This is a genomic window from Aquimixticola soesokkakensis (genome assembly GCF_900172375.1).
Classification (GTDB): Bacteria; Pseudomonadota; Alphaproteobacteria; order Rhodobacterales; family Rhodobacteraceae; genus Aquimixticola; species Aquimixticola soesokkakensis.
This window is the reverse complement of sequence record NZ_FWFS01000004.1, coordinates 226,404-252,132: the sequence shown is the minus strand read 5'-3', so window position 1 is coordinate 252,132 and position 25,729 is coordinate 226,404. Positions and strand designations below refer to the sequence as shown.

Annotated in this window: 22 protein-coding genes and 1 tRNA gene; 17 read left to right on the top strand and 6 right to left on the bottom strand. The window is 62.0% G+C overall.

Annotated elements, in window-relative coordinates; genetic code table 11:
• The first annotated feature begins 88 nt into the window (after window positions 1-88).
• Genes AQS8620_RS06995 through AQS8620_RS16850 form a run of 11 tightly spaced genes read left to right on the top strand, consistent with a single transcriptional unit; the run spans window position 89 to window position 13,275 of the window.
• On the top strand, window positions 89-364 hold the full coding sequence (locus AQS8620_RS06995) for a DUF1799 domain-containing protein (protein ID WP_234990401.1): 276 nt from the start codon (window positions 89-91) through the stop codon (window positions 362-364).
• Window positions 361-4,233, top strand: coding sequence for a phage tail length tape measure family protein (locus AQS8620_RS06990; RefSeq protein WP_085836120.1), 3,873 nt, complete (start codon window positions 361-363; stop codon window positions 4,231-4,233). The genes AQS8620_RS06995 and AQS8620_RS06990 overlap by 4 nt, the downstream gene beginning before the upstream one ends.
• Complete coding sequence (locus AQS8620_RS06985; RefSeq protein WP_085836119.1) at window positions 4,230-4,652, top strand: hypothetical protein; 423 nt, start codon at window positions 4,230-4,232, stop codon at window positions 4,650-4,652. Before AQS8620_RS06990 ends, AQS8620_RS06985 begins: the two co-directional genes overlap by 4 nt.
• Entirely contained in the window at window positions 4,649-5,173 is a 525-nt protein-coding gene (locus AQS8620_RS06980) for a hypothetical protein (protein WP_085836118.1), read from the top strand. Before AQS8620_RS06985 ends, AQS8620_RS06980 begins: the two co-directional genes overlap by 4 nt.
• 11 nt (window positions 5,174-5,184) lie before the next feature.
• Window positions 5,185-5,640: an NlpC/P60 family protein gene (locus AQS8620_RS06975; protein WP_085836189.1), complete on the top strand. Its 456-nt coding sequence runs from the start codon at window positions 5,185-5,187 to the stop codon at window positions 5,638-5,640.
• Window positions 5,637-8,981 carry a TipJ family phage tail tip protein gene (gpJ, locus tag AQS8620_RS06970; protein ID WP_085836117.1) on the top strand — a complete coding sequence of 1,115 codons (3,345 nt, stop codon included), beginning with the start codon at window positions 5,637-5,639 and terminating at the stop codon, window positions 8,979-8,981. The genes AQS8620_RS06975 and gpJ overlap by 4 nt, the downstream gene beginning before the upstream one ends.
• Window positions 8,982-8,990: 9 nt before the next feature.
• Window positions 8,991-11,111 (top strand): sialate O-acetylesterase, encoded by a 2,121-nt coding sequence (locus tag AQS8620_RS06965; RefSeq protein WP_085836116.1) that lies wholly within the window; start codon window positions 8,991-8,993, stop codon window positions 11,109-11,111.
• Window positions 11,112-11,115: 4 nt separating this feature from the next.
• Window positions 11,116-11,880 (top strand): hypothetical protein, encoded by a 765-nt coding sequence (locus tag AQS8620_RS06960; RefSeq protein WP_085836115.1) that lies wholly within the window; start codon window positions 11,116-11,118, stop codon window positions 11,878-11,880.
• Entirely contained in the window at window positions 11,880-12,215 is a 336-nt protein-coding gene (locus tag AQS8620_RS06955; protein ID WP_085836114.1) for a hypothetical protein, read from the top strand. Before AQS8620_RS06960 ends, AQS8620_RS06955 begins: the two co-directional genes overlap by 1 nt.
• The gene (locus AQS8620_RS06950) at window positions 12,212-12,403 is read left to right on the top strand and encodes a phage upper tail fiber protein (protein WP_085836113.1); all 192 of its coding nucleotides are present in this window, start codon (window positions 12,212-12,214) and stop codon (window positions 12,401-12,403) included. The genes AQS8620_RS06955 and AQS8620_RS06950 overlap by 4 nt, the downstream gene beginning before the upstream one ends.
• On the top strand, window positions 12,400-13,275 hold the full coding sequence (locus AQS8620_RS16850) for a glycine-rich domain-containing protein (RefSeq protein ID WP_143267455.1): 876 nt from the start codon (window positions 12,400-12,402) through the stop codon (window positions 13,273-13,275). The genes AQS8620_RS06950 and AQS8620_RS16850 overlap by 4 nt, the downstream gene beginning before the upstream one ends.
• A 173-nt stretch (window positions 13,276-13,448) precedes the next feature.
• Here the strand turns inward: AQS8620_RS16850 and AQS8620_RS06945 are convergent.
• Window positions 13,449-13,522: transfer RNA gene (locus AQS8620_RS06945), tRNA-Cys, on the bottom strand.
• A 132-nt stretch (window positions 13,523-13,654) separates the two neighbouring features.
• On the opposite strand from AQS8620_RS06945, the gene AQS8620_RS06940 reads away from it, so the two are divergent.
• From AQS8620_RS06940 to AQS8620_RS06930, 3 genes are all read left to right on the top strand, one after another.
• Window positions 13,655-14,308, top strand: coding sequence for a protein-L-isoaspartate O-methyltransferase family protein (locus AQS8620_RS06940; protein WP_085836112.1), 654 nt, complete (start codon window positions 13,655-13,657; stop codon window positions 14,306-14,308).
• Window positions 14,309-14,549: 241 nt separating this feature from the next.
• The gene (locus tag AQS8620_RS06935; RefSeq protein WP_234990400.1) at window positions 14,550-15,944 is read left to right on the top strand and encodes a TolC family protein; all 1,395 of its coding nucleotides are present in this window, start codon (window positions 14,550-14,552) and stop codon (window positions 15,942-15,944) included.
• A 101-nt stretch (window positions 15,945-16,045) separates the two neighbouring features.
• Window positions 16,046-17,524: a hypothetical protein gene (locus AQS8620_RS06930; protein WP_143267454.1), complete on the top strand. Its 1,479-nt coding sequence runs from the start codon at window positions 16,046-16,048 to the stop codon at window positions 17,522-17,524.
• A 3-nt stretch (window positions 17,525-17,527) separates the two neighbouring features.
• Here the strand turns inward: AQS8620_RS06930 and AQS8620_RS06925 are convergent, their stop codons facing one another.
• Window positions 17,528-18,970 carry a cobyric acid synthase gene (locus AQS8620_RS06925; RefSeq protein WP_085836110.1) on the bottom strand — a complete coding sequence of 481 codons (1,443 nt, stop codon included), beginning with the start codon at window positions 18,968-18,970 and terminating at the stop codon, window positions 17,528-17,530.
• Window positions 18,971-19,180: 210 nt separating this feature from the next.
• Complete coding sequence (locus AQS8620_RS06920) at window positions 19,181-19,501, bottom strand: DUF6280 family protein (protein ID WP_085836109.1); 321 nt, start codon at window positions 19,499-19,501, stop codon at window positions 19,181-19,183.
• A 213-nt stretch (window positions 19,502-19,714) separates the two neighbouring features.
• Between AQS8620_RS06920 and efp the strand changes: the two genes are divergently transcribed.
• Window positions 19,715-20,278 (top strand): elongation factor P, encoded by a 564-nt coding sequence (gene efp / locus AQS8620_RS06915; protein ID WP_085836108.1) that lies wholly within the window; start codon window positions 19,715-19,717, stop codon window positions 20,276-20,278.
• Between the two features lie 172 nt (window positions 20,279-20,450).
• On the opposite strand, the gene ygfZ is transcribed toward efp, so the two are convergent.
• The gene (gene ygfZ, locus AQS8620_RS06910) at window positions 20,451-21,200 is read right to left on the bottom strand and encodes a CAF17-like 4Fe-4S cluster assembly/insertion protein YgfZ (RefSeq protein WP_234990399.1); all 750 of its coding nucleotides are present in this window, start codon (window positions 21,198-21,200) and stop codon (window positions 20,451-20,453) included.
• A 110-nt stretch (window positions 21,201-21,310) separates the two neighbouring features.
• On the opposite strand from ygfZ, the gene AQS8620_RS06905 reads away from it, so the two are divergent.
• Window positions 21,311-21,712, top strand: a complete 402-nt coding sequence (locus tag AQS8620_RS06905) for a hypothetical protein (protein ID WP_085836107.1) — start codon at window positions 21,311-21,313, stop codon at window positions 21,710-21,712.
• Here AQS8620_RS06905 and AQS8620_RS06900 read toward each other — a convergent pair.
• Together AQS8620_RS06900 and AQS8620_RS06895 are read right to left on the bottom strand one after the other, a co-directional pair.
• Entirely contained in the window at window positions 21,709-23,490 is a 1,782-nt protein-coding gene (locus AQS8620_RS06900; protein WP_085836186.1) for an ABC transporter ATP-binding protein, read from the bottom strand. The two genes, AQS8620_RS06905 and AQS8620_RS06900, sit on opposite strands and share 4 nt — an antisense overlap.
• Before the next feature lie 110 nt (window positions 23,491-23,600).
• Window positions 23,601-24,290 (bottom strand): phosphatase domain-containing protein, encoded by a 690-nt coding sequence (locus AQS8620_RS06895; protein WP_085836106.1) that lies wholly within the window; start codon window positions 24,288-24,290, stop codon window positions 23,601-23,603.
• A 248-nt stretch (window positions 24,291-24,538) separates the two neighbouring features.
• Here AQS8620_RS06895 and AQS8620_RS06890 point away from each other — a divergent pair, with 248 nt between their 5' ends.
• Window positions 24,539-25,729 (top strand): pyridoxal-phosphate-dependent aminotransferase family protein, encoded by a 1,191-nt coding sequence (locus AQS8620_RS06890; RefSeq protein ID WP_085836105.1) that lies wholly within the window; start codon window positions 24,539-24,541, stop codon window positions 25,727-25,729.

The window sequence follows — 25,729 nt, the reverse complement described above, 5'->3', positions numbered from 1 at the left end:
TCGGCTGTGGGCGCTAACGCGCCTCGGACGGGTCGATGACCGTCAGCCGGTCAGCATCGATGAGGCGCTGATCGAGCAGTTCACCGCCATGGGCGCGCAGATCGCGCCCGGCGATATGCCCCCTTCTACTGTGTCAGAGGAATTTGAAGTCATGCCCGCCAATTGGAAATCGGTCTGTGCCTTTCTCGATTGCCAAACGCAGTGGGCGGCCGTTGCGACTTTTGCGGGCGTGATCTGGCTTGGTCTTGATTATCAGGCGGTGGACGTGGTGCTGCGTCGGCATGATCTCGACAATGCTGTCTTTGCCGACATTCAGGCAATGGAACGCGCCGCGCTCGACGTGTTTGCGGAGGTCGCACGATGAGCGCCAAGCAATTCCTTCTCGAGCTGGTGTTTCGCGGCAATAGCGCGCAGGCGAAAGCTGCTGCAACCGAGGTCCAGACGGCCGTTGCGGGCGTGTCGGCCGAGGCCGAGAAAGCGACCAAAGCGGCCGGTCGCGAAACCACTGCCACCAAGAAGAACACGGACGCCAAAAAGCAAGCGGCGCAAGCGGCGCGTGAGCAGGCGGCGGCGGAAAAGGCCGCGCGCGAGAGTGCCGCGCGCCCCGGCACCGGCGTAGGGCCCGCCGGTCAGGGCATGCCAGCGCAGCCTGTGCCTTCCAGTGTCCCCGCGCCCAAAACCTCACAGACCGACCTTGACGACATTCGCGCCAAATATGTGCCGATCTTCGCGGTGCAGCGCACCTACCAAAAAGAACTTGAAGAGATCGCAAAGCACGAGCGGTCCGGTGCGCTGACAGCAGAGGAGTTTGCCGCTGCGCAAGCGCGTGTGCGGGCAAGCTACGATCGCTCGGTCGAGGCAATCAAACGCTCAGATACGGCCCTGCAAGGCAACACGCGGACCATGAAGCTGCAGGCGCATGAGTCTCGGGTTCTATCCTATCAAGTGACCGATACCTTCCAATCGTTGGCGCTTGGAATGCCGCCATTGCAAGTGCTCATGCAGCAAGGCCCCCAAGTCGTCGATGTCTTCGGGGGTATGGGCAATGCCTTGCGCTACATGCGCCAGTTTCTGTCGCCGGTGCGGGTCGGTCTGGGGCTTTTGGGCGCTGCGGTCGTGACCGTCGCGTCGTCTTGGAGCGGGTATCTCAAATCCACGAAAGCGGTCGAGGTTGCGCATGCAGGCCTTGGACGTGGGTTGGCATCCTCCTCCAGCCAGCTTGAGGCTGTGGCGCGCGCAGGGGCCACGGCTGCGGGGATTTCGATTAAATCGGCGCGCTCGATGGAAGTGCAGTTCTTGCGCACAGGCCGGATCGGTGCCGAGCACTATGACGATCTGATCGGCCTGTCGAAGGACTTTGCTGCCACGCTGGGCCTTGAGCAGAACGCGGCCGGTGCGCAACTGGCCGAAATGTTCGCCGAGCCTGCCAAAGCTGCCGAGACGCTTTATCAAAAATACGGCCTGATCGATGCGGCAACCATGCGCTATGCCCAGACGCTGGTGGCGCAAAACCGTGAAAGCGATGCGCAAGCGGTCCTGCTGGACGCCCTGCCGGACAAGCTCGCCGATGCCGAAAGTGGCATGCATGCGCTTGATCGCGCAATGCAACGGATCAAAAATACTGCGTCGGGTCTATGGGATGGGATTGGCGAGGGCATCGACAATCTGGTTGCGCCTCCCACCGAAGAAGAGCTCCTCGCAATCGCTCGTCAGAGACTGGCGTTGTCGGGCCGCAAGTCTCGTGGTGGAAATAGTACAGCTGTCGAAGGTGAACGTGCATCTGCCCAAGCTGAGATTGACGCACTCGAAGCCATTATCGCTTTGGAAAGCCTTCTTTCGACGAAGAAAGCAGATCGCCGTGAAGCTGAAATCAAGGGCCAGAACGCACTTGAGATCGCGGGCGGGTCCGGGGCCACAAGCCGGATGCGCCGCGAAGAGGAGCTTAAAAACCAGATCGCAGCCCTTGAGGCCGGTATCGCTGCGCCAGGACAAGACAGTGTCCAGCAGAGCGAAATCCAACAAGCGCTCGAGGCCAAACAGCGCGTTCTGGATGCGCTGATCAATAGCCAGCAGCGGCTCAATGAGCTGGACCGTCTGGATGCGCAGATCGCAGCCGAGCGCAATCCTGTGCTACGCGCGGAAATGGAAGCGCGCCGCACGCTTTTGGAAATGGCTGACCAAGAGGTCTCGCAGACGGAAATCGACATGGCCACGCGCCGTGCGCGCCAGAAGGTCATCGAGCAAACGCTCGCCACCGGACAGACGCAGATTTCTGACCTGCGCGCCGAGACGGATATCCGCATGCGGCTCACCGAACAGGTCGCGGCCGGGATCATCAAGGCAGAGGACGTCAACCGCCTGCTGCAAGAAGAATTGACCTTGCGTCCCTTGGTCGCTGCTGCTGCGGCGGCAGAAGGCGACGAGAAGGTCCGCTTGAGCGAAATCACGGATCAGCTGCGCCAAGCCTATGCGGATCAGGCGGCAGCGGACAGGACGGCCGATCGCGCCTCAAAGCTCAGAGAGTATTCGAAGGCCCAGCAAGAGAGCTTGGCGGACCTGCGCCTTGAGCAGATGCTCTTGGGGCAGTCGGAGGCGATCCGGAGCAGGACGCTCGCGCTCTTTGAGGCCGAGAAGAAGATCCGCGAATTGGGCCTGTCAGGAAAGCAAGCCGATCAGATCCGCGACGAAGCCGCAAAAATGGCTGACCTGCGCACTGAGATCGATCGCATGGCGGATGCATGGGATCGGGTCGGCTCGGCTGCTGAAGCCGCGATTGACGGTTCGATTGACAAGTTGCTTGAGGGGGATTTTTCCGGCGCGCTCGAGGGCTTCGCTGACGAAATCAGAGGCATGCTCACCGACATTGCCATCAAGAACCCGCTCAAGAACGCGATTTTGGGAACCAACGGCGGTACCATCGGTGACGTGGGCGGGCTTGGTGGTATCTGGGGCCGGCTGATGGGCAAGGGCGAAGTCGTCGATCCCGCTCATGCCGCGCGCAGTGCCGCGCAATCCATTGCGACGATGCGGGTCACGGCTAGCAGCGTGACGATCAGCACCATGGGCACGCTGGGCGGCTTGGGTGGTCTGGGGGCTGCTGCCCCTTTGACCACGGGTGGCATGCGCGATGGTGTTCTGTCCCTCTCGGCGGCGGACATTGTCAATCTCAAGAAGACAGTCGCAACCGAGTGGGTGCCGAGTGCCGGTGACGGGCAAGCTGAAGGCATCATTGACACGATCATGAACCGGATGGCGTCGGGGAAATGGGGCGACACTGTCGCGGGCGTTGTGAACGCGCGTTCCCAGTTTTCTGACATCAATGGCCCAGTCGCTTGGGCAAACGGGCGTTCTTCGGTCGATGACATTCCCATGTCGCAGGTCTCTGCCAAAATCGACGCGGTTGTCGACAACTGGCTGATCCAGCGCGCTGGAGGAATGTCATCCAGTGTCGGCGATCATCTGAGCTATGCAAATCCAAAATTTTCTGATGCTTCCAATATGTCTTGGATCAGTCAGTTACAGGGGCCGTCTCTTGGTGCAGGCGACGCGACGCACCAGCACGGTACGCCTGAATGGCTCGAGGGAATGCGTCCGGGAGCCTTTGGTATTTCGCTGCCCGGCTCGGAGCTTCAGGGGTTCAGCGACACCATCAAGGACGCCACGCAGAACCTCGGCACGCTTGGCGGTGGCTTTGATGTGTTCGGGCAGGCTTTGGCGGGGATCGGTCAGGGTGGCGGTGCCGGTGGCGGGCTGTTTGGCAGTTTCCTTGGCTCGGTGCTGGGCGGGATCGGCGTTCCGGGCTTTGAGATCGGCGGTGCAACCGGTGGCTCCGATCCCAAGAAAGTCGCCGGTGTGGTCCACCAGAAAGAATATGTGTTCGACGCCGCATCGACCGCGCGCATTGGCGTTGGGAACCTCGAAGCCATCCGGCGCGGCACGATGAAGGGCTATGCCAAGGGCGGCTATGTCAGCGCGGCCAGCGCCTATCCATTCCTGACAGCGGGGGCTGCAAATTCGGCACCTCAGAATGTGGTCCAGCTGCAGCCGGTGCTTGTGAACAACACCTCCGTCCCGATGGCGATGGAGGTTGAGGAAACCACGGACGCGCGCGGACAGCGCCAGCAAAGCTACATCCTCGCTGAAGCGACGGCCACAGGCCTGTCGGGCGGTGCTGCCAAGCGGCAGATGCGCTCGACCTATGGCCTGCGCCAGCGCGGGACGGGTCGCGGATGATCCTGACATGGCCCCCCACACTCCCCAAGCCTGAGCGCAAGACATGGCAGGTCACGCCGCAGGATGCGCGCGCCAAGCGGCAAGCCGATGCGGGGCCGCCCTCGTTCCGGCGCCGGTTTTCCTCGGTGTCCAAAACAGTGAACCTGTCACTGGTCCTCACCCGCAACGGCAAAGCCATTTTTGACCGTTTTTTCCACGAGGACTGCGCCGAGGGCACCCATCTGTTCTGGATGCCCGATCCGACAACCGACGGCTGGCCGCTGCTGGCGACGGATGGCCGCCCGCTGCTGACGGCCGAGGGCGCACCTATCCTGCTTGCGGCACAATGGCTGTGCAGTTTCGGCGAGCAGGTGCCGGTCGAGACCGTTGAAGGCCAAGTCGAGTTTCGCAAAACATTTTCAGTGGTGGTGATGCCATGAGACGCCTTTCTTTGAACGCCCGCATGGCGCAAGACGCTGTCGCCACGAGCGAGATCGAGGTGATCCTGTTCGAGATCAACCATCCCGATCTTGACGCGCCGATCCGGCTCTCGACCGACAACGCCGAGCGGATATCGAGCGATCCGTTGATCTATGGCACGCGCTCGAGCTGGCGCGGCGCAAATCCGGCCACTGATCCATATCTGTTCGTGCTCGCCTCTGCCGTGCTGCCGTCGGATAGCCAGGACGATCCGGGCGAGGCGCGCATCGTGCTGGACGTTCTGGACGCGGCCTACGCCGAGGTGCTGCGCTCGTTCACCGATCTGGCAACGATCCACATTGCGGGCGTTCTGGCCTCGTCGCCCGACCTGATTGAGGAGGAGGTGCTGGACCTCCAGCTGAGCGTGGCCGAGATCGCCGACACCGAGATCAGCCTCACGCTGTCACGCGAGGAGATCGAGCTGGAGTATTACCCGCCCGGTCGCATGACGCGGGCGAAGTTTCCGGGGCTGCATCAATGAGGATGGATCGCATGAGCTGGTCGAACAAATTCATTGGCATTCCGCAGGCCGACCTTGGCCGCACGCGCGAGGGCGCAGATTGCTGGGGGCTGGCCTGCGTCATCTACCAAGAGGAGCTGGGCATCAGCCTGCCGGAATACCTCGGCTACAGCTCGCCAGACGAGCAAGGCGAATGCGCGGCCATGATCGCAGGGGCCACGTCCTCGCCGCTCTGGGTGCCGGTCACTGGCCCCGCCGTGGCCTTTGACATCGCCGTATTCCGGCAGGGGCGGTTCTCGTCGCATGTGGGGATCGTGGTGCGCCATGGGCTGATGATCCACATCGCGGCCGAGGATCAGGCCAAGCTCGAGGAGTACCACTCAGGTAAATGGCAACACCGTTTTGACGGGCATTACAGGCACCGTTCACGGGTCTTTGAAACGGATGTTCAACGCCCCGTACAAATCATCTGCGAGGCCGCGCGATGAGCCGGGATTTGACCCATGTACCGGTGCTCGCCGCCCCGCGTTGGCCCGGTGCTCAGGAACAGGTGCGCCTCGACGTACCGCATGGCATGACGCTCGATCAGATCGTGCGAATGGCCCTGCCGGGGGCCACGGGGGCTGATCTGGCGCATACGCAAGTCGCGCTCGTGACGGCCACAGCCATGGACACGGTTGCGCCGCAGTATTGGCGGGGGGTGCGTCCGCGCCCCGGTGTGCAGGTCGTGATCCGCATCGTGCCGGGCAAAGGGGCGCTGGGTTCAATCCTGTCCATCGTGGTTTCGGTCGCGGCTATCGCGGCGGGGGGTGCGTTTGGCGCGGCGGTCGCAGGGGCACTGGGTGTGTCGACCACGGTTGGCACGGCGTTGGTGATGACCGGCGTCACCCTGCTGGGCAACCTTTTGATCAATGCCCTGATCCCGCCCGCCAGCGCAGATGATGCGAATAATACCTATTCAATCACAGGCCTGAAGAACCAGGCACTGCCCAATGGCGCGGTGCCGGTCATCTTGGGGCGGATGCGTGTTGCGCCGCCTCTTGCAGCCTTGCCCTACAGCGAAATCGTCGGAAATACGCAGTTTTTGCGCGTGTTCTATGTGTTGGGCGAGGGGCAAGTTGCGGTTGACGACATGCGCATCGGTGAAACCAGCCTGTCAGAATATGACGAGGTCGAAACCGAAGTGCGCTACGGCCTTGCCGGTGAGCTGCCTTGCAGCCTTTATCCGCGTCAGGTTGTTGAGGAGCAAGTCGGGGTCGAACTGACGCGCCCGCTGCCTCGTGACGATGCAGGGGAGGTCATTGACGACGAGCCTGCCGTCGAGACACCGATTGTGCGCACCACCGGCCCCGATGCCTCCGGTGCCTCTGTGCTGTTGTCGTGGCCCTCCGGTCTGATCAAGTACAACAGAGATGGCGACAAGGTGAAACGCACGGTGTTCGTGCGGATCGAGCAGCGCCTCGTCGAGGCCACGGAATGGCAGCTGGTGGAGGAACTGAAGGTATCGGCCAAGAAGGCCGAAGGATTTTACCGTCAGCACACGTGGCAGTTTCCAAGCCGTGCGCGCTGGCAGGTCCGCCTGACGATGCTGACGGATGAGACCACCAGCACCAAAGTCCAACAAAGCACGACATGGGCCGCGCTGCAGACCCTGCGCCCTGAATACCCGCTGGCCTATCCGCGCCCTTTGGCTCTGGTCGCCCTGCGGATCAAGGCCACGCATCAACTGTCCGGGACACTGGATAATTTCAATTGCATGATTGCGCGGGTTTGCCCGGATTGGGACAGCGCATCCGGCACATGGATCACCCGTGCGACCGAGAACCCTGCCTCGCTCTACCGCCACGTTTTGCAAGCCCCGGCGCTCCCTGAACCACGTAGCGATGCCCAGCTTGATCTGGACCTGCTGCAGGACTGGCACGACTTTTGCACGACACGCGGTCTGACCTACAATGCCGCGCTGTCGGACACCGGCACGACCCTGCGCGATATCCTCACAGAGGTCGCAGCTGCGGGGCGCGCCACGCCGCGCCATGACGGGCGCAAGTATGGCGTGGTGATCGACCGGCCCTCGCAGGACGCGCTGATCGTCGATCACATCAGCCCGCGCAACTCGTGGTCGTTCAAGACGCGGCGGTCGTATTTCAAGCCGCCACATGCCTCGGTGGTCACGTTTTTGGACGCTGACAACGACTACAAGGAAACGCAGCGTCAAATTCGCTGGCCCGGTTACGAGGGCGATATCGAGATCACCGAAGAGCTGCCGATGTCCGGCAAGGTCTACGCGCCCGAGGTCTGGCGCGAGGTGCGTCGTCGTCAGCTTGAGGCCCTCTATCGCCCTGACACCTTCGAGGCCACGCAGGACGGGCTGTTTCGCGTGGCCACGCGCGGAGATGACGTGATGACCAACCACTACACCCTTTCGCGCGACCATATGACGGGTCGTGTGCGCAAAATCTTTGGCTCGATCATCGAGCTGGATGACCACGTCGAGATGGCCGAGGGCGTGGACTATGCGTTGCGGTTTCGTTGGTTCGAGGATGCGGACGATGTCGTCGGCATCTCGACTGTCAGGATCGTGCAGACGGTGGCGGGCGAGACCGCGATCCTGACACTTGTCGGCACGGGGCCGGTGCCTGCGATTGGCGAGATCGTCCAGTTCGGGCGTGCCACCCAGACGGCCTACCACCACATCGTGCGCAATGTCGAAACCACGACCGACGCCTGTTCTATCCTGAGCATGGTGGCCGCTGCCCCCGAGATCGACATTGAGCTTGCCGCGACCGAGATCCCCGCGTGGTCCAGCCGTGTGGGGGCAGAGATCGACGAGAACCTGCTGCAACCCTCGGCCCCGCGTTTCGTGTCGGTCGTGAGCGGCGTGTCGGGCACCGAGACCGAGGGCCTCGTCACCTACCTGATCGAGCCGGGAGCGGGTACGGTGCCCACATCAAAGTTCGAGATCGATCATCGCGCGTCAGGGGCCACCGAGTGGACCACGGTGACGATTGCGGCCGCTGAGGGCGGTGGCGATATCGCTGGCTATGAAACCGGCGATCCGGTCGAGATCCGCGCGCGCGGCCTCAGCGCCACGGACATCACAGGGCCATATACACCGACCGTCGCGATTGTCGTCGGCGCGCAGGATGCGGATATTCCTGCCGCTCTGGATGAAGCCGGGATCACGATCACCACGCTGCTCGGCGGGGCGCTGATCCAGATCGCCACCGGCGATGACACGGCCACCACGGCGCTGCAAATCTATCGCTCTACGTCGGCCACGCTGGACCGCGAGACCGACGCGGTCGGCGCTGCAATCGCCGTCACGCCGCAGTCGAGCTACTCGACCACGCTGGGCGACACGACGCGCGAGAACCTTGTTGCGGGCGGTTCGATGAACAACGCGGGGGATTGGACGCTGGAGGCGGGCTGGGCCATCGCGGGCGGGGTTGCCCCCCATACCGCAGGCACGGCCGACGCCATCAGCCAGCCAATCGACACGACGGCGGGCAAGTTCTACCGCATCGGCTTTGCGGTCGACGGCAGCTCGGCCGGAACCCTGACACCGCGCCTGACCGGCGGTTCGGATCGCCCCGGAACGGCCATCACAGCCAGCGGCACCTACAGCGACCGCATTCAGGCCGTGAGCGGCAATGACACGCTCGGGTTTGCCGCCTCCAGCGCCTTTGATGGCGCGCTGGACGACGTCACCGCTTACCTCGAAACCTCTGGCTGCCTCACACAGGGCACCCACTTCATCTGGATCGAGCCGCGCAATGCAGACGATCTGCCGGGGCCGGTCGCCGGCCCCTTTGAAATCAGCATCATTTAGGAGACGCCCATGGCCAATGGTGTAGCAACGAACAACGTCGATACGGTGCCGCTGTCTGATGCGGTGCTGGTCAATAAGGACGGATCGACCGCGCAACAGATGGTTGCCGATCTGTTCATCCAAGCCGCCGGTTCTGGCGCGATCAGCGAGCGATTGGCTTCGGTTGATGCGCAGGCGAGCAGTTTGGCCACACGCGCCACGGACCTCGAAGAGACGGCGTCAGCACACGACACCCGCCTTGCCGCCCAAGAAGCGCGCGAGTTCGTGGAAAGCCCGATCTATGCCAACACGGCAGCGGGCCTTGCTGCAACTGCCGTCAGCGACATTTTCAAAGTTCGCACAGATGATCCGGCCACCGTCGCTTACTATGAGTACCTGCACGACACGGGCGATGTAGCAGTTCTCACGACAACGGTGCCAGCCACGGCAGTGATGGTCGATAAAGTCAGCCAGGCGCAGTTTGATGCGACAATAGAGCAGGACGATGCAGCCGAGGTTGATCAAGCTGTTGTCGATGACGATGGGTTCGCGAGCGCCTACATCGCTGCAGACGGTGCCTATTATGGCGCCCCCAGCGGCTTACGGTTTGCGTTGGGCGCTATCGACGCGGGAACAATTGGCATCGAACAAGATGACCGGCACAGCCTCGTCCTGATGATTGATGACGATGGGTTCGCGAGCGTCGATGCGCTGGACGGGCCAAAGCTGCTACCATCTGCCTCGGCTACGACGTTCTCTGCGGCTGAAATCGCAGCTATCGACAGCGCGGCATATGCGGCATCGATGCAAGTGCGTGGGCGGCAATCGAATGTCGCGCGGCCTGTTTGGGGCATCTCGCACCACATCACGACAGGGCAGTCTCTCTCTAACGGGCAAGAAGCATGGCCAGCGCTCACCACATCGACCGCACTGACAACATCGCTGGGCATCTACATGCTTGGCGATAGCATTCGTCCTGATGGCAAATTCACCGATGGTTGGGCAGCTCTTGGGACTGATGTCCTAAACCCTGCACGATGTGTCACCCAATCTGCCGATTTTTCGGCGATACTGACGGACGTCGAGGTCGCGGCACTTGCTGCTGGAGATAATGTGCCTGGGGAAATGCCTGACCTCGCTGCTCTGATCACCTTACAAATTGAGTGGCTTCGTCAGCAAATGCGCGCGAGCGAGGTCACTAAGAAAATTGTGCTGACATCTTGCGGTGTCGGGGGGAAGTCGATTTCCGAGCTGTCTGATGGGTCATCGCCGGATTATTATGCGCGTGTTGAGGACGCTGTTGCCGCAGTAAAAGCCCAAGCAATTGCTGCGGGGGTAAGCTATGGCGTCAACTCTATTCTTCATATGCAAGGAGAGAGTGACCAAGACGGCACAGACGGCACAGACTTTAAGTCTGGCACACTTGCGTACTTCGATGCACTAGAGGCCACAATTCTCGCGGCGTCTGGTCAGAGCGCCCGGCCCGCGATTTACACGTACCAAACAAAGCAGACATATGCGAGCGCGCGGGTTGCGCAGCGCCAGTTGGAAATGGCGCAAGAGCGCGCGAATGTTTTCCTCGCCGCGCCCTCATACCCTGTAACAGACAAGGGCACGCACCTGGACAGTAATGGCAGCAGGTGGCTGGCGTGTCAGATCGGAAAAGTCATGTCGCTGGTGACGCTGCATGGCCACGATTGGCACCCGCTCTCACCGCGCGCAGCACGCGTGCGCGGGCCTGAAATTCTGGTCGATTTTCATACCCCGGAGCCTCCACTTCAATGGCGCTCGTTTTACAATGGCAGTGCCGCAACATTGCTGAGCAATCGTGGGTTTAAGGTCTATGTCAATGATAGCGCGGTGACAATTTCGAGCGTCGAAATTGTCGGTAACTGCACAGTAAAGATCACGCTCGGTACGCCCCCGCTCTCCGGTGCGCAGGTCCGTGTCGCATACGCGGATGGATCAGACGGCGATGCCACGGGCGGCAATCTAGCGGATAGCGATCCATGGGTTGCACCATTTAGCTACGAATACCTGCCTGACAGCGGAATGTATGCCGTTGCCGAAATCGCGGCGCTGGTCGACAAGCCATATCCCCTGAACAATTTCTGCGCGGCGTTTTGCGCGCTCATCGCCGAGGAGGCATAATAAAATGGGTATCAAATTAAAATCAGCAGGCGCAGTGTCGCGGTTCAACGATCCGGTCGCAAAGGCGTTTCCGCCGGTCTCCTCTGGTCTCGAATACCTCAACTTTTTCGGCCTAGATGCCGCGCTGAGTGCACGCAACCTTGCTGCGTTGCGCCCAAATGGGGCGCTGATTGGCATTCCGGTTGTAAACAGTGACCACATCGTCCTGACGTCTCAAGACGCTTATATCGAGACCGGAATTGCGCAGCCTGACAGCTTCACCTTTATTTCGGTCGCCAAGCCCACAGCCGACGCAATCAATGCGCCGTTGATCGGGAACGCAGGGTCGCCATTTGTCGGTGGCGCGGGCAATACAAATGGGGCTCTGCTCTATTTCAACAAAGGGACCGCATCAGATGCGATGACGACCCCCTCGCTGAATGTCACCGAGAACATCGGGGGCACTGCCACCATCAACTCGATTGGACTGGCGAGCACGGCGTTTACGGACCTTCCTGCGTGCTTCATCGGCACATATGACGCTTCAACGGGGGTGCGTGCGCTCTACAATATGACTGCAGGGACATCCATAATTGGCACCGCTAGTGCCTATGCTTCGGCCAAAGGCTCATCGCTGCGCATCGGTTCGACCTACAACACAAACTATGGCGGGCCTGTCGCGCACTACGCCGGGGGAATTTATGACCGTGCGCTGACAGCCGGCGAATGCCAGAAACTCTATCAGTGGATTGCCGGTCTGCTGCTTGCCAAGCGTGGGATCACGGTCTGATGTCCGACAGCCCCCCGATCCTCATCCGTCGCGGTGACACGTTTGATCTCAATTTGACCTGGGACAGCGTGCAGTCCGAGCCTCTGGGCGCGGAGACGGTGATCGAGGCGCAGATCCGCTGGTCTACCGGCGCGGCCCCGCTTGATCTCGGTGTGGTCATCGATGACCGCGCGGCGGGGGAGTGCTCGATCTACATCCCCGCCAGCGAGACGCTGGACTGGCCGCCTGCGCGCTCGCATCAGCTGCTGATTTCTCGGGTCGATGTCGGGGCTGGCGAGCAGGGCGATGACTACCGGTGGCCGACCCTCGCGCGCTATTTGCGGGTGATTGCATGAGCTGGACAATCACACAGCGCCGCGCGGATAGTACCGTTGTCACGACCACGACCGGCATGACGCTCGACCAGTTGCGCGGGCCGCGCGGTGCGCGGGGAGAGGATGCTACATGGGTGTCACTCACGCAGGCGGAATATGACGCTCTGACACCGGACCCTGCCACGCTCTACATCGTGGTGCCAGAATGACGCTGATCAATGACGCGGCGGCGGTTTATCTGGGATCAACGGCGGTCGAGCGGGCCTATCTAGGCGCGCAATTGGTTTGGCCTGCTATTATCGACCCCGCTGCATCGGGCGGCATCGAGACGGTCATCGAGCAGGGTGGTCGGTTCTGGCGCGTCCACACGTTCCTGGGCGACGGGGTGCTAAACGTATCTCGAGACATTGCTCATGCGGAATATCTGATCGCGGGTGGCGGCGGCGCTGGCGGCTATGCCGCCTATGATGTCAGTGGCGGGGGTGGTGCTGGACAGTACCTAGATGGTGGTATCGCTGTATCCATAGCGGAATACCCCATAACTGTCGGTAGCGGAGGCACTAGCAGTACCGACGCAGGATCAACAACCGCATTAGGGCTCACCGCACACGGTGGCGGGAACGGTAACGTCCTCACGCCCGCTCTGGGTTCCGGCGGCGGGCAAAAATCTAGGAGCGGTGATGACGGCGGCGCACCTGCATCAAACCCCGGAACGAACAGCGGGGGGGCTGGATATTCTCCCAATCGCCGTGGTGGCGGCGGAGGTGGTGCGGGAGGTGCAGGCGGGGATGCAGCCACCGGCGTAGAGCACATAGGCGGCTCATCGGGTGTAGGCGTGGTTTCGGAAATAAATGGCCAGTCTCTTGAGTACTGCTCAGGCGGTTCGGGCGCGTTTGATGGCCCTGTGTCTGGCCGCGCTGGTCGCGGCGGTTCGGACTTCAGCGTGGATAACGCCACATCTGCACAGCCCAATTCAGGTTCAGGCGGCGGCGGTGGTTCATATGGAAACTACGGCGGCAACGGTGGATCGGGCATCGTGATCGTGCGCTACGAAATCACGGAAGCGGAGTATCGGGCATGATCCTCCTGCTGAGATGTGACGTGAGTTGAAAAATTTTCGTCCGGAAGCTGGTACATTTTCGTCCGGAAGCTGACCCGCCGCTACAGAAGCAAGACCGAAACGTGAAAGTTTCAACGAGTGTTTCAAAAATAGCAGTGAAGGAGAGGAAGGATGACGCAAGTCATTGGTTTTATTGGAGGCGAGTACCGGAATCGAACCGGTCTACACGGATTTGCAATCCGCTGCGTAACCTCTCCGCCAACTCGCCGCCGAAAGTGGGCTGTATTTAGCGCAAGGAAAAAATGGCCGCAAGCCCGAATGCGCAGGGCCTGTGTATTGCCGCTTGGCGTTAGATGTGGCAAGACTGTTTATAAGCAATGTGAACGAAAGAGTTTAGTCCATGCCCGACTACACCGCACGCCGCACGATGATGGTCGACACGCAAGTGCGTCCCTCTGATGTGACCAAATTCCCGATCATCGAAGCCATGCTTACGATCGCGCGCGAAAATTTTGTGCCGAGCTCAAAGCGCGAAGCGGCCTATGTCGGTGAGAATATCACTTTCGCGCCGGGGCGGGTTGTTCTGGAGCCGCGCACTTTGGCTAAGATGTTGGATGCGCTGAACATTACCGGTGATGAGTTGGTGCTCGATATCGGGTGTGGCCTTGGCTATTCCTCGGCGGTGATCGCGCGCATCGCACAGGCGGTTGTGGCTGTCGAGGCCGATGAGGCGCTTGTTGGCGAGGCGCAAGCCGCCCTGACGCAGGCCAGCGCCGACAATGTCATCCTCGAACAGGGGCCGCTTGCGGGCGGTGCCGCGCAGCACGGTCCCTACGATGCCATCCTGATTGAGGGCGGCGTCGAGGAGGTTCCCGCGGCGATTCTCGACCAGCTTAAAGACGGCGGGCGTATCGCTTGCATTTTTGTCGACGGATCGTTGGGCACGGTGCGTATAGGATACAAGCTTGACGGTGGTATGTCGTGGCGGATGTCCTTTAACGCCGCGGCGCCGGTTCTGGCGGGCTTTGAAAAGACGACAGCTTTCGCGCTGTAAGGATGATGCGGCGCCCGATAGGGCGCTGCTGCATTTTCGCCGCACCGCTTTCGGTTGGGCATTGATTTGGTTGGGCATTGATTTGAAGCGCGCTCGACACAAAGCGGGCACGACGAAACGCGTCAGGCGAGACAGGTAAGACAAAACAGGCAGGCGAGGGGAGACATCCCCCACCCAATTCAAGATATAGCGCCGCAGAGACATCCGACGCTGGTAAATTCGACACGAGGACGTGAGCAGAATGATCAAGTTTGGCAAATTGGTAGCAGCCGCGGGCATGGGCCGCGCGATTGCGGTTTCCACCATCGCGGTGGTCTGTGGTGTGATGCCGGCAAGCCTGAGCGCGGAAACGCTTGGGGATGCTTTGGCGGCCGCCTACAAACACTCCGGCGTTCTGGAGCAAAACCGCGCATTGCTGCGGGTGCAGGATGAAGATGTCGCATCGTCGCTTTCGAACATGATGCCGAGCCTGAGCTACACGCTTTCCAGCACGCCGTTCAGCACGGCCAACGCCGAAACATGGACCAAAACGCTGAGTTTTGTCGCGTCGATGGATCTCTATACCTTCGGCCAGAACGAATTGTCCGTCGCCGCCGCCAAAGAGACGGTGCTTGCCACGCGCGAGTCGCTTGTGGGTGTCGAACAGACGGTGTTGCAGGACACGGTGACCGCCTACATGAACGTGCGTGAAGCGCTTGCGCTGATCAACCTGCAACAAAGCAACGTGCGCCTGCAGACCCAGAACTTGCGCGCCTCGCGCGATCGCTTGGATGTGGGCGAGGTGACGCGCACCGACGTGAGCCAGTTCGAGGCCTCGCTTGGGGCCGCGCGCGCCAGCCTTGCCTCGGCGCAGGGGACGCTGGCGTCGGCCCGCGAAACCTACAAGGAACTTGTGGGCTTTTACCCCGGGAATCTCGTGGCGCCCGACCCCGCGCCGCTGCCGGTGAAATCCGATGCCGAGGCGCGGGCCTTCGCGCTGCGCAACCACCCCTCGATCAAAGAAGTACAGCATCAGGTGGCAGCCTATGATCTTGCGGTGCAAATCGCACAGCGCAGCCGCTATCCGACCCTGTCCGCCACGACGACCGTGGCAAGCGACCTGGAAGGGGCGACAGGCGCAAGCGCCGGTTTGACCCTTGACGGGACGATTTACTCCGGCGGGGAACTGTCCTCGGCGATCCGCAAGGCCAAGGCAAATGAAGAGGCCGGCCGTGCGAACCTCTTGTCCACCAGCCGCTCGGTCGAAGCCGAAGTGGGGTCGCAATGGGCGCTTTTGTCGGTGTACCGCGCGCAGGTCGAGGCCAACGCGCAGTTGATCCGCGCATCGCGTGTGGCCTATGAGGGCATCCGCGAGGAGGCCGCGCTTGGCGCATCGACCACGCTTGATGTGCTCGATGCCGAACAGACGCTGCTCGACGCGCAGGTCTCCGCTATTCAGGCGCAAATCGACTCCGATCAGGCCTCCTATGATCTTTTGGCGGCGATGGGGCTTTTGACCGCCTCCCACCTGAAGCTCGGCGTGCCGACCTATGATCCCACCGGCTATTACAATGCTGTCTCCAATGCGCCCCTGACCACCAAAATCAGCCCCCAAGGCCAAAAGCTGGATCGCGTCCTCAAAGCGATCGGCCAGTAATATCGGCCAGTAATACCGCGTCCTCGCGATTTCATGTGTTGTAGCGATCTGCTGCATTCTTTACCGTGGAATTCGGGGATGTTGGACTGGCGGGATTTGATATGGGGTCATCGAGAACAACCAAATCTGCGGGGGACATGATTTCGTCGATCCGCAGGTTGGTGATAGATGTCGAAGCGGATGCCCAAGCGGCACCGGTGGCACCGGTGGCTGCGGGCGCGTGGCGCTTGGCCGATCTTTTGCCTTCGATATCCCTCGGCGAAGACGCGCAGGATGCGCAGGGACAGGCACCGCAACAGGCACCGGAACAGGCGCAGAATGCTCCCCAGCTTGTGTTGTCCGACAGCGACCGTGTCGATGCGCCCCAACAGTGCAGCGCAGACACGTTTACCCGACCAGCCGCCGTGATGGCGCGCCGAACGGTTGCAAACCGGTTAAAAACGGGTCACGCTCTTGACGGAACGTCAGGCATGGCGAGGGACGAAGCCACGTGGGTTTCGGGCCTGTCTGGTGATGAGTTGAGAGCAGCGGGAGTGGCTATGACATCGGAAACGGACCATGCGACTGCCTATGCACCCGCCGAACCCGCGCCCGACGGGGGCGAAGCTGCGGCGGTGATTGCCTCCTATGCGCCGCTGGTTCTGGGCGCTGCCGAACGCATCGACCTCCCGCAGCAGGACGCTGATGTGGATCAGCCAGAGGTCAGAGATGAGTTCTTCGCGCGCGATCCGCATCTGGCTTTTTACTCCGGTGAGGAGCTTGACCCCAATCTCTCGCTTGAGGCCCGTATCGCGGAATTGGAAGCCGCCGTCAGTTCCTATGCCGACGAGTTCGAACCCGATGGCAGCGAGGACCAGACCGACACCACCCCCACAGCGATGATCTTGAGCTACCCCAAGCGCCAGGAAACCCCGGCCGCCCAAGACACGCGGGCGGAAGAACACGCACAGGCCGCTGCGCACGAGACGTCTCACGCCGATGCGGACGACAGCGGCGCGCAAGAGGCCGATAGCGCCGAGAGCGGCGCGCAGGAGGACCAGCACGTCATCGGCAAGGACGAAGAGCGCGACGCGCAGATTTTGTCATTTGTCACCGCGCGTTACGCGGTTGACGAGGGGGCTGACGTTGCACCTGACACGCCTGAGGTCGAGACCCGCGATCACGACGCACAGGCCGAATCCGACACTTTGGTGGAGGTCCACGACTGGCTCGATGCGGAAATCACCGAGGATGTCGTGGATCTGGCCGAATTGCAGGCACTTGCCGCCGCGACGCTGATCGAAAACGATGAAATTGAGTCGGTCGAGACCGAGGAGCCCGTCGCTTTGGCCGAAGATGACGCGCTCGACATTGATTTCGACCAACTTGAAGCGCAAGAGCCCGATTTCGACGAGGACGAAGACCTTGATGCCGCGGGCTATGCGGATGACGTTTTCGACGAAGAGGCGCTGCGCGATCTGGTGACAACGATTATTCGCGAGGAGTTGCAAGGCACGATGGGCGAGCGGATCACCCGCAACCTTCGCCGCCTTGTGCGCCGCGAAGTGCAGCGTGCCATGACCCTCAAGGACTTCGAATAAGCGTTAGACGTCTGCCGCCAGCGCCAGCAGCTGCGCGATGTCGAGATGCGCCTCGACATGGCTGGCAAGCGCGTCGAGCGCGGCCTCCACACCGGCCTCAAAGGCGAGGTCACCGGCGGTAAGGCCAAGGTAGGCGGCGCGAAACGCATCGCTCGCGAACAGCCCGTGCAAGTAACACCCCTGCACCAAACCACTCGCGCTGGTGGCGCCCTCGGGGCGACCGTCCACGCTGAGCCATGCGCGCGCGCAGTCGGGGCCTATGGTCGTGCCGATGTGGATTTCATAGGCCTCCAGCGCGGTTCCAGAGGCGTGGTGCGTCGCGCGCACCTTGGCGAGCCGCTTGTGCGCTGTCATGGTCGTGGTGATGTCGAGCAGGCCCAGCCCCGCGTGTCGCCCCGCTACGCCCTCGATGCCGTCGGGATCATCTATCCACTGGCCAAGCATCTGATAGCCCCCGCAAATTCCCAGCACACGCCCCCCACGACGCACATGGGCGAGAAGGTCGATATCCCAGCCTTGGGCGCGGAAATAGGCCAGATCGCCGGTGGTGGATTTACTCCCGGGAAGCAGCACAAGATCGGCATCGGCGGGCAGGGGGCGACCGGCTTCGATGATGTCGACGCGATTGTCGGGCTCGGCTGCAAGCGGGTCGAGGTCATCGAAATTGGCGATGCGCGACAGTTTGGGCACCGCAATCTTGAAGCGCCCCGTCCCGCGCGAGGCAATGTCCATCACGTCCTCGGCGGGCAGGCGGTGTGCCTGTGAAAACCACGGCAGGGTGCCCAGATCGGGCCAGCCGGTATGGGTGGTGATGGCACGCGCGCCATCGGCAAACAGCGATACATCGCCGCGAAACTTGTTTACGATGAAGGCTTTGATCCGGTCGCGATCTTGCGCGGGCAGTACCAGATGGGTGCCCGCCAGCTGCGCGATCACGCCGCCACGGTCGATGTCACCCACCAGAATGACGGGTACATTCGCCGCCTCGGCAAACCCCATATTGGCAATGTCCCCCGCGCGCAGGTTGATTTCGGCAGGGCTTCCGGCGCCTTCGATGATCACAAGATCGGCACTGGCGGCAAGGCGGTGGAAACTGTCGAGAACACGCGGCATCAGGCCGGCTTTCATCGCACCGTAGTCGCGTGCCTTGAGGGTCGCGACGCGCTGCCCCTGCACGATAACCTGCGCGCCGGTGTCCGTTTCAGGCTTGAGCAGCACGGGGTTCATATCCGTATGGGGCGCGCGGTGGCAGGCGCGCGCCTGCAAGGCCTGCGCGCGGCCGATCTCGCCGCCATCCTCGGTCACGGCCGCGTTGTTGGACATGTTTTGCGGTTTGAACGGGGCCACGCTGAGCCCGCGATTATGCGCCGCGCGGCACAGGCCCGCGACGATCATCGATTTGCCGACATTCGATCCTGCCCCTTGGATCATAATCGCTTTTGCCATGCCTGCGCGCTCCGTTGCTTTGGCGCAGGTGTAGCGGAGTTCGTGTCAAAGCAGAAGAGCGCGGCGGCAGCGGGTGAAAACCAAAAGCAGCGGGTGAAAACCAAAAGAGGCGTCCCCCAGCAGTAGGGGACGCCTCTTTTCTCAAGATCAGGCAGCGTGGTCGGCGGGTTTCAAAAAGCCACCCGTTGACCGCAGTGGGGAAGTCGCGCTTTAGGCGGCTTCCGCTTCGGCTTGTGCGTGGCGGCGTTCGCTTTCCTCGCGCGAAAGCGCGACGGAGGTGCGGATGCCTTTGGACACGAATTCCATCAGACCGGACACAACCCGTTCGTTGGGGTCGATACCGGCACATGACAGAACTTCGCGACCATCACGCGAGCGTGCCCAGCGCGCGATTTGCTCTGGGCCGTTGCCGTATTTCTTGTCATCGGCGATTGCATCGTCGAGGGCGGCGAGAACGACAGCGGCAAAGAGTTTGCGCGCGCGTTGGCCTTGCTCGTAATTATATGCAGTGCCGTCAACAAAATCAGCCATTCTGTTTCCTTGCTTTATTGCTCTTGTCATCTTGGCGTGGGCCCTTATGACAGGTTCGCCTTGATTCGGGTAACCGGTTCTTGCATATCACCTATGCGATTGGCGCATTGATGAACAGTTAACGTTACTCGATCTTGTTTCCTTGCTCTGCAGGGATAGGCCAGATATAGGGTCAGCCAGAATTCAGTCAACCTTCTGTCATGGTTTTGCCCAATGCCCAAAATTAACGGAAACGAGATCCGCCCCGGTTATGTTCTGGAGCACGACGGGGGCCTTTGGGGCGCCGTCAAAGTCGACCACGTCAAGCCCGGCAAGGGCGGTGCCTTTGCCCAGGTCGAAATGAAGAACCTGCGCGACGGGCGCAAACTCAACGAACGCTTCCGCTCTGCTGATAAGGTCGAGCGTGTACGTCTTGAGCAAAAAGACATGCAGTTCCTGTTCGAATCCGACGGTCAGCTGACCTTTATGGATGTCGAAACCTATGACCAAGTCACTCTGGATGCTGAACTTTTGGGGGATCGTCGCCCCTTCTTGCAAGACGGGATGACCATCGTCGTCGAATTCCACGACGAAGAGGCGTTGAACGCGACCGTTCCGCAAAAAGTGACCTGCGTCATCGTCGAAACCGAGCCGGTGGTCAAAGGCCAGACGGCGGCAAATTCGTTCAAACCCGCGATCCTCGACAATGGCGTGCGCGTCATGGTGCCGCCCTTTGTCGGTCAGGACGAGGCGATCATCGTCAACACCGAGACCATGGAATATTCCGAACGCGCCTGATCCCCGCGCCTGATCCCTAGGTGATCCCTAGGTGATCCGCGCCTCATTGCGGGCGGGGGCAGCGCGCGGGCGCGCCGCAACCGATCACGGCGCGCTCACGCAAGTATGATGACAAAGGCCACCCCGCGCGGGTGGCCTTTTCGGTCTGTGGGGGCGGCTGCGGCTTGCGGCGTCAGGGCGTGATCACCGCGTCGCCCGCGCGTAACGGGCCGGTGGCGCGGTCAAACCGCAGGTAGGCGATGGCGTGACCATCGGCTTGGGAATACAGCGTGCCCGCCTCTTTGCCGCTGTCGTTTAACAGGGGCGTGCCGATGGGCGCATGGCCGGTGAGGGCGACGCGGCGCAGGCCCTTGCGCAGCTCGGTCTTATGTTTCATCCGCGCGGTCACCTCTTGGCCGACGTAGCAACCTTTGCGAAAATCAACACCGTTGAGGGCTTCGAAGCGGCTTTCCAACAGGTAGCTGTCGGGGGTCAATTCAATTCCCGCTTCGGGAATGCACTGCGCGACACGCAGCGCGGTCCAGTCGTGATCCTCGCTGTCGCGCCCGTCATAGGCCCGCCAGCCAAGGGCCGGGTCGCGCGGGTCGGCGTAGGCACCGGCGGGCACGTCGCCCAGACCTCGCGCCAGCGCGCGCTGTGAGGGCGTCAGAGTGACATCGGAGCGCAGTTTGTACATGCCCAGTCGCTGGAACAGGGCCGGCGCCAGCGGGGCAGGGGCGTCGAGCAGGATCACCCCGTCCTCTTCCACCAGCAGGAAGTCGCACAGATATTTTCCCTGCGGGGTCAGAAGGGCGGCATAGACCATGCCCTCATCCAGCCGGTTCACGTCGTTGGACACCAGCCCTTGCAGGAACTTGCGCCGCTGCGTACCGCTGATTTCCAGAATGTGACGGGGGGTGTCGTGCTCGGGAATGCTCATCATTCGGCCTCTCGTTGCGCCCCTTTGCAATTATGTCTCGTCTTTGGGCGTGCGCATGGAATATAGGTCTGCAGGCCCGAAAACAGAAGGGCCGAGTTGTTGGAGAGTTTGCGATGCGCGCACCGGTTTCGGTTGTGATCACAGGGGTGGCGAATGCAGCCGGATTTACGGCGCAGGTCAAAGACCTCATGGCCGGAATTGACGCGGGTCTGATCCGCGAAGTGCTGGTCTGTGATCTTGCCCATGACGGTTTGGCGGATCTGATCGATGCGGTCGGGGCCGAGATTGTCGAGGGCGGCGTGACGGCGGCGCGCGCCGCCTGCGGCGCGGCATGGCGGCTGGAACTGGCGCAGGGCGCGCGTTTGCCCGAGGGCTGGGTGGGCCGTGTCGAAGCGCTGGTGTTGAGCGGCGCGCAGGGCGCAAGGCGCTCTGCCTTTCGACTGCCGGTCGGACTTCGCGCGCGCATCTGGGGGCGCTTTGGCCTGATGCCGGTCGCGCGTCTTTTGCGCGCCTAGCGTTTCCAGATCGTTGAAAAGGCGCTGAACATCCGCGCGAGCGGGCTCGGGGTTTCATCGCTGTCCTGCGCAGCATCGGGGGCGGCGATCGCCTTGGCCCTGGCATCCGACACGGTTTTGCCTTCGGAATATTGCAGGCGATAGAGGTCGGCATAGATGCCGCCCCGCGCCAGAAGCTCCTCATGGGTGCCTTGGTCCACCACGCGTCCGCGATCCATCACCACGATGGAATGCGCGGCGCGGATGGTCGAGAGGCGGTGCGCGATCACCAGCGTTGTGCGCCCTTTCGACAGGCGTTCCAGGGCCTCTTGCACGATCTTTTCCGAGCGCGCATCCAGCGCCGATGTCGCCTCGTCGAGCAAAAGCACCGGACGGTCGCGCAGCACTGCGCGCGCAATCGCGATCCGTTGGCGTTGCCCGCCCGACAGCGCCGAGCCGCGCGGACCGGCCGCCGTGTCCAGGCCATTGCCAAGACCTTGCACGAATTCCGACACATGCGCGGCGTCCATCGCCGCCGTCAGCTGCGCAGGATCAGGCGTTTCGCCCATGGTGATATTGTCGCGCAGGCTTTCGTCAAACAGCAGGGTCTCCTGGCTGACGACCGAATAGAGGTTGCGCAATTGGGGCAGGGCGAGGGTTCGGATATCCTGCCCGCCGATGGTAATTTCGCCGTCCGTGGCGTCCACGAGCCGCGTGAGCAGGTTGAAAACGGTGGATTTTCCTGCGCCCGACGCCCCCACAAGCGCGGTGGTCTCGCCCGCGCGCGCCGTGAAGGTTGCGCCGCGCAGCACGGGGGCGGTGCCATAGGCAAAGGACACGTTGGCCAAGGTGATGTCCGCCTCGCGCGCGGGTTTGGCAAGAGCGACAGGGGTGGCGGGCGATTTGATCGTCGGCTTGGCCTCGAAAATCCCGTGGATGCGTTCGATGGACCCCAAGGCCACCTGCCATGTGCCCGAAATATTGCCCACGCGGCGCAGCGGTTCGAACACCAGTGCGATGGCGGTGAAAAACGACATGAATTCCCCGACGGTTTTCTCGCCCGCAACGATCTGCCCGCCGCCGTAGTACAGGACCCCCGCAAGGCCGATGCCGGCCACAAGGTCGATCAGCCCGGGAATGGCCGCTTGTCCCATCACCGCCTTCAGTTCCGCGCGGCGCTGGGTGTTGAGCGTCGCTCCAAAACGTTTGGCTTCGCGTTTTTCGGTCGCGGACAGTTTGATCGTGACGGCCCCGTGGAAAATTTCGTCCAGCCGGTTGGACACGGTGGCGGCGGCGGCGCGCGCGGCGCGGGTGGCGCGGCGCACCCGTTTTTGCAGCACCGTGATCGGGAACAGCACCAAGGGCGCCCCCGCCACGGCGATCAGCGTCCAGGTCCAGTCGGTGTAAAGGGCAACGCCCAGCAGAGAGATCAGGCTGACCATATCGCGCCCCACCGAGGTCGCGACGGTGTTCCAGATGGTGGAGGCGGCCAGCGTGTCGCCGCGCGTGCGCTCGATCAGAACGCCGGGGGTGTTGTCTTGGTAGAAATCGCCATCGAGCGTCAGCATGTGGGCGACCATATCGGCCTGCAACGTGGTCGAGACTTTGGTCTGCACCGAGGCCATCAGGTTGCGCTGGGTGAAGGTCGACACCGCGCGCAAAGACAGGATGCCAACCGCGCCAAGCGCCACCCATTTCAACGCCGCGCCATCCGAGCCGACAAGCACATTGTCAAACATCGGCTGGACGAAGTAGCTCAGGATGCCCAGAACCGACCCCTCCAGCGCCATGAACAGCATGGCAAGCAGGATCTTGCCCGTGTGCCGCCGGATGTAGGCCCGCCACAGCCACAGGCCAAGCCGCTGGTTTTGACCCTGTTTTGCGGGGAGGGGGGCGGTGGGCTGTTGGCTCACTTGCGCCCCCAGCGCGGGGTGAACCCGTCGTTTACGGCCTTGCGGTCGTAGTGATGGGTCAGCCAGTCGCGCAGCGGGATCGGCCCAAGGCGCGCCAGATCGGCTTCAAAGCAATCAAGCAGATAGTCCAGCACGCCGGTTTTGGTTGTCGAGAGGTGCATATAGCGGATGTGCAGTTGCTTTCGGGCCTCTGGCACGCTCGCCCCGCAGGCATGCAGCAGGTAAAAGGCACTGGCCAGACCCGCGCGGTCCGCGCCCGATTTGCAATGCATCAAAAACGGCTTCTCGACGCGATCAAACAGATCGAGCAGCGCAAGGTAGTCTTCGGTCTTGGCCGCGTGGCGGGCTTTGAGCGCCAGAGATTCCAGCGCAATGCCATGGGCGGCGCAGGCCTGGCGTTCCAGCAGATAGTGGCTGACATTGGGGGTGCCACGCAGGTTGATGATCGTTTTGATCCCCATTTTGGCGTAGCGTTCGACGCGCGCCGGTCCCGGCTGGTTCGAGCGCCAAACCTGCGGCGCGATCTGGTCGAGGTTGGTCCAAAGGCCGCGCAGGAACGCATGATCAACGAGGTGGAAATGCCACATCGCGGCGCGGCGGCCCTTGGGGCTTTCGATGTCATTTCCAAAAGAGCCGACTTTCGCCCGTTCCAGTTTCTTGAAGGATTGCTGGAGTTTGGAAAACATGGGCGGGTTCCTTTGCGGACCGTCGTGGCGTGTTTGATGTCATGAGACAGTCTGGGCTGACTGCCGATTTAACCGCCCCCACGCTCTGGCGCAAGGTTTTCGCGCCCCGCAGCCTGCCTGCGAAAGTGGCATGTGCCGCAAAGGGATGCGGTGCAGGGGCCCTGAGGGGAGCCGCGGCGATTGACCGGCGCAGATGCGAAGGGTACGGCTTTTGATCAGATAGTCCACTTTTACAGAAAGCCGCGCCGATGTCCCTTGCCAATGGTCGCACCTACCTTGCTATTCCGGGCCCCTCTGTGATGCCCGAGCGCGTTCTGCGCGCGATGATGCGGTCCGCGCCCAATATCTATACCGGCGAGATGGTCGACATGACCCACGGCCTGGTGCCCGACCTGAAAACCATTGCCGGCACCTCGCAGAATCTGGCGATGTATATCACCAACGGTCATGGTCTTTGGGAAGCATCCCTGAGCAATGTGATCTCGCGCGGGGATCGGGTTTTGTCGCTGGTCACGGGCAACTTCGGCTCCGGTTGGGCAGGGGTGGCGCGCGCCTTGGGCGCGCAGGTTGCAGAGCTTGATTTTGGCAATCGCGCCGCGTTGGAAGTGGCGCAGGTGATCAATGCGCTCAAGCTTGACAGCCATCACACCATCAAGGCGGTGACCTGCGTTCACGTCGATACGGCCACGTCGGTGCGCAATGATATCAAAGCCTTGGGGGCGGCGATGCGCGATTTGGGGCATCCGGCGCTGTTGATGGTGGATTGCATTGCCTCGCTGGGCTGCGACGAGTTCCGGTTTGACGACTGGAACGTCGATGTGATGATCGCCGCCTCGCAAAAGGGTCTGATGACCCCGCCGGGCATGGGATTTATCTGGTTCTCCGACCGCGCCTTGGAGGCGGGAAAAGCCGCAGATTTGCGCACGCCCTATTGGGATTGGACGGGGCGCGCCACGCCTGCGCAACTCTATGAATATTTCGACGGGACGGCACCGACCCATCACCTCTACGCCCTGCGCGCGGCGGTCGATATGATCCTCGAGGAGGGGTTGGAGGCCGTCTGGGCCCGCCATGCGACCCTTGCCAGCGCCTATCACGCGGCCTTTGCGGCATGGGGATGCACCGAGTTGAACATCGCCGATCCCGCCGCGCGGTCGAATGCTGTCACGACGCTGCGCATGACCGCCCCCGATGCCACCCGTCTGCGCGAATGGATGGAACAGGAGGCTGGCGTGACGCTTGGCATTTCCCTTGGTCTGGTCGATCCCGCGTCACCCGAATGGCACGGGTTTTTCCGCGTCGGCCATATGGGGCATTTGAACGCCCATATGGTCTTGGGCAATATCGCCAGCCTTGAAGCGGCTTTCGAGGCCTTGGGAATCGCGCGCGGCGCAGGCGCGCTTGAGGCCGCGACCAAGGTGATCGCTGCGGGCGCATAA

Bases quoted from the DNA above. Each gene is read 5' to 3' on its own strand.
- AQS8620_RS06995 (WP_234990401.1), top strand. From the start codon at position 89: ATGGGCGCGCAGATCGCGCCCGGCGATATGCCCCCTTCTACTGTGTCA.
- AQS8620_RS06990 (WP_085836120.1), top strand. From the start codon at position 361: ATGAGCGCCAAGCAATTCCTTCTCGAGCTGGTGTTTCGCGGCAATAGC.
- AQS8620_RS06985 (WP_085836119.1), top strand. From the start codon at position 4,230: ATGATCCTGACATGGCCCCCCACACTCCCCAAGCCTGAGCGCAAGACA.
- AQS8620_RS06980 (WP_085836118.1), top strand. From the start codon at position 4,649: ATGAGACGCCTTTCTTTGAACGCCCGCATGGCGCAAGACGCTGTCGCC.
- AQS8620_RS06975 (WP_085836189.1), top strand. From the start codon at position 5,185: ATGAGCTGGTCGAACAAATTCATTGGCATTCCGCAGGCCGACCTTGGC.
- gpJ (WP_085836117.1), top strand. From the start codon at position 5,637: ATGAGCCGGGATTTGACCCATGTACCGGTGCTCGCCGCCCCGCGTTGG.
- AQS8620_RS06965 (WP_085836116.1), top strand. From the start codon at position 8,991: ATGGCCAATGGTGTAGCAACGAACAACGTCGATACGGTGCCGCTGTCT.
- AQS8620_RS06960 (WP_085836115.1), top strand. From the start codon at position 11,116: ATGGGTATCAAATTAAAATCAGCAGGCGCAGTGTCGCGGTTCAACGAT.
- AQS8620_RS06955 (WP_085836114.1), top strand. From the start codon at position 11,880: ATGTCCGACAGCCCCCCGATCCTCATCCGTCGCGGTGACACGTTTGAT.
- AQS8620_RS06950 (WP_085836113.1), top strand. From the start codon at position 12,212: ATGAGCTGGACAATCACACAGCGCCGCGCGGATAGTACCGTTGTCACG.
- AQS8620_RS16850 (WP_143267455.1), top strand. From the start codon at position 12,400: ATGACGCTGATCAATGACGCGGCGGCGGTTTATCTGGGATCAACGGCG.
- AQS8620_RS06940 (WP_085836112.1), top strand. From the start codon at position 13,655: ATGCCCGACTACACCGCACGCCGCACGATGATGGTCGACACGCAAGTG.
- AQS8620_RS06935 (WP_234990400.1), top strand. From the start codon at position 14,550: ATGATCAAGTTTGGCAAATTGGTAGCAGCCGCGGGCATGGGCCGCGCG.
- AQS8620_RS06930 (WP_143267454.1), top strand. From the start codon at position 16,046: ATGGGGTCATCGAGAACAACCAAATCTGCGGGGGACATGATTTCGTCG.
- AQS8620_RS06925 (WP_085836110.1), bottom strand. From the start codon at position 18,970: ATGGCAAAAGCGATTATGATCCAAGGGGCAGGATCGAATGTCGGCAAA.
- AQS8620_RS06920 (WP_085836109.1), bottom strand. From the start codon at position 19,501: ATGGCTGATTTTGTTGACGGCACTGCATATAATTACGAGCAAGGCCAA.
- efp (WP_085836108.1), top strand. From the start codon at position 19,715: ATGCCCAAAATTAACGGAAACGAGATCCGCCCCGGTTATGTTCTGGAG.
- ygfZ (WP_234990399.1), bottom strand. From the start codon at position 21,200: ATGATGAGCATTCCCGAGCACGACACCCCCCGTCACATTCTGGAAATC.
- AQS8620_RS06905 (WP_085836107.1), top strand. From the start codon at position 21,311: ATGCGCGCACCGGTTTCGGTTGTGATCACAGGGGTGGCGAATGCAGCC.
- AQS8620_RS06900 (WP_085836186.1), bottom strand. From the start codon at position 23,490: ATGCTGTTCATGGCGCTGGAGGGGTCGGTTCTGGGCATCCTGAGCTAC.
- AQS8620_RS06895 (WP_085836106.1), bottom strand. From the start codon at position 24,290: ATGTTTTCCAAACTCCAGCAATCCTTCAAGAAACTGGAACGGGCGAAA.
- AQS8620_RS06890 (WP_085836105.1), top strand. From the start codon at position 24,539: ATGTCCCTTGCCAATGGTCGCACCTACCTTGCTATTCCGGGCCCCTCT.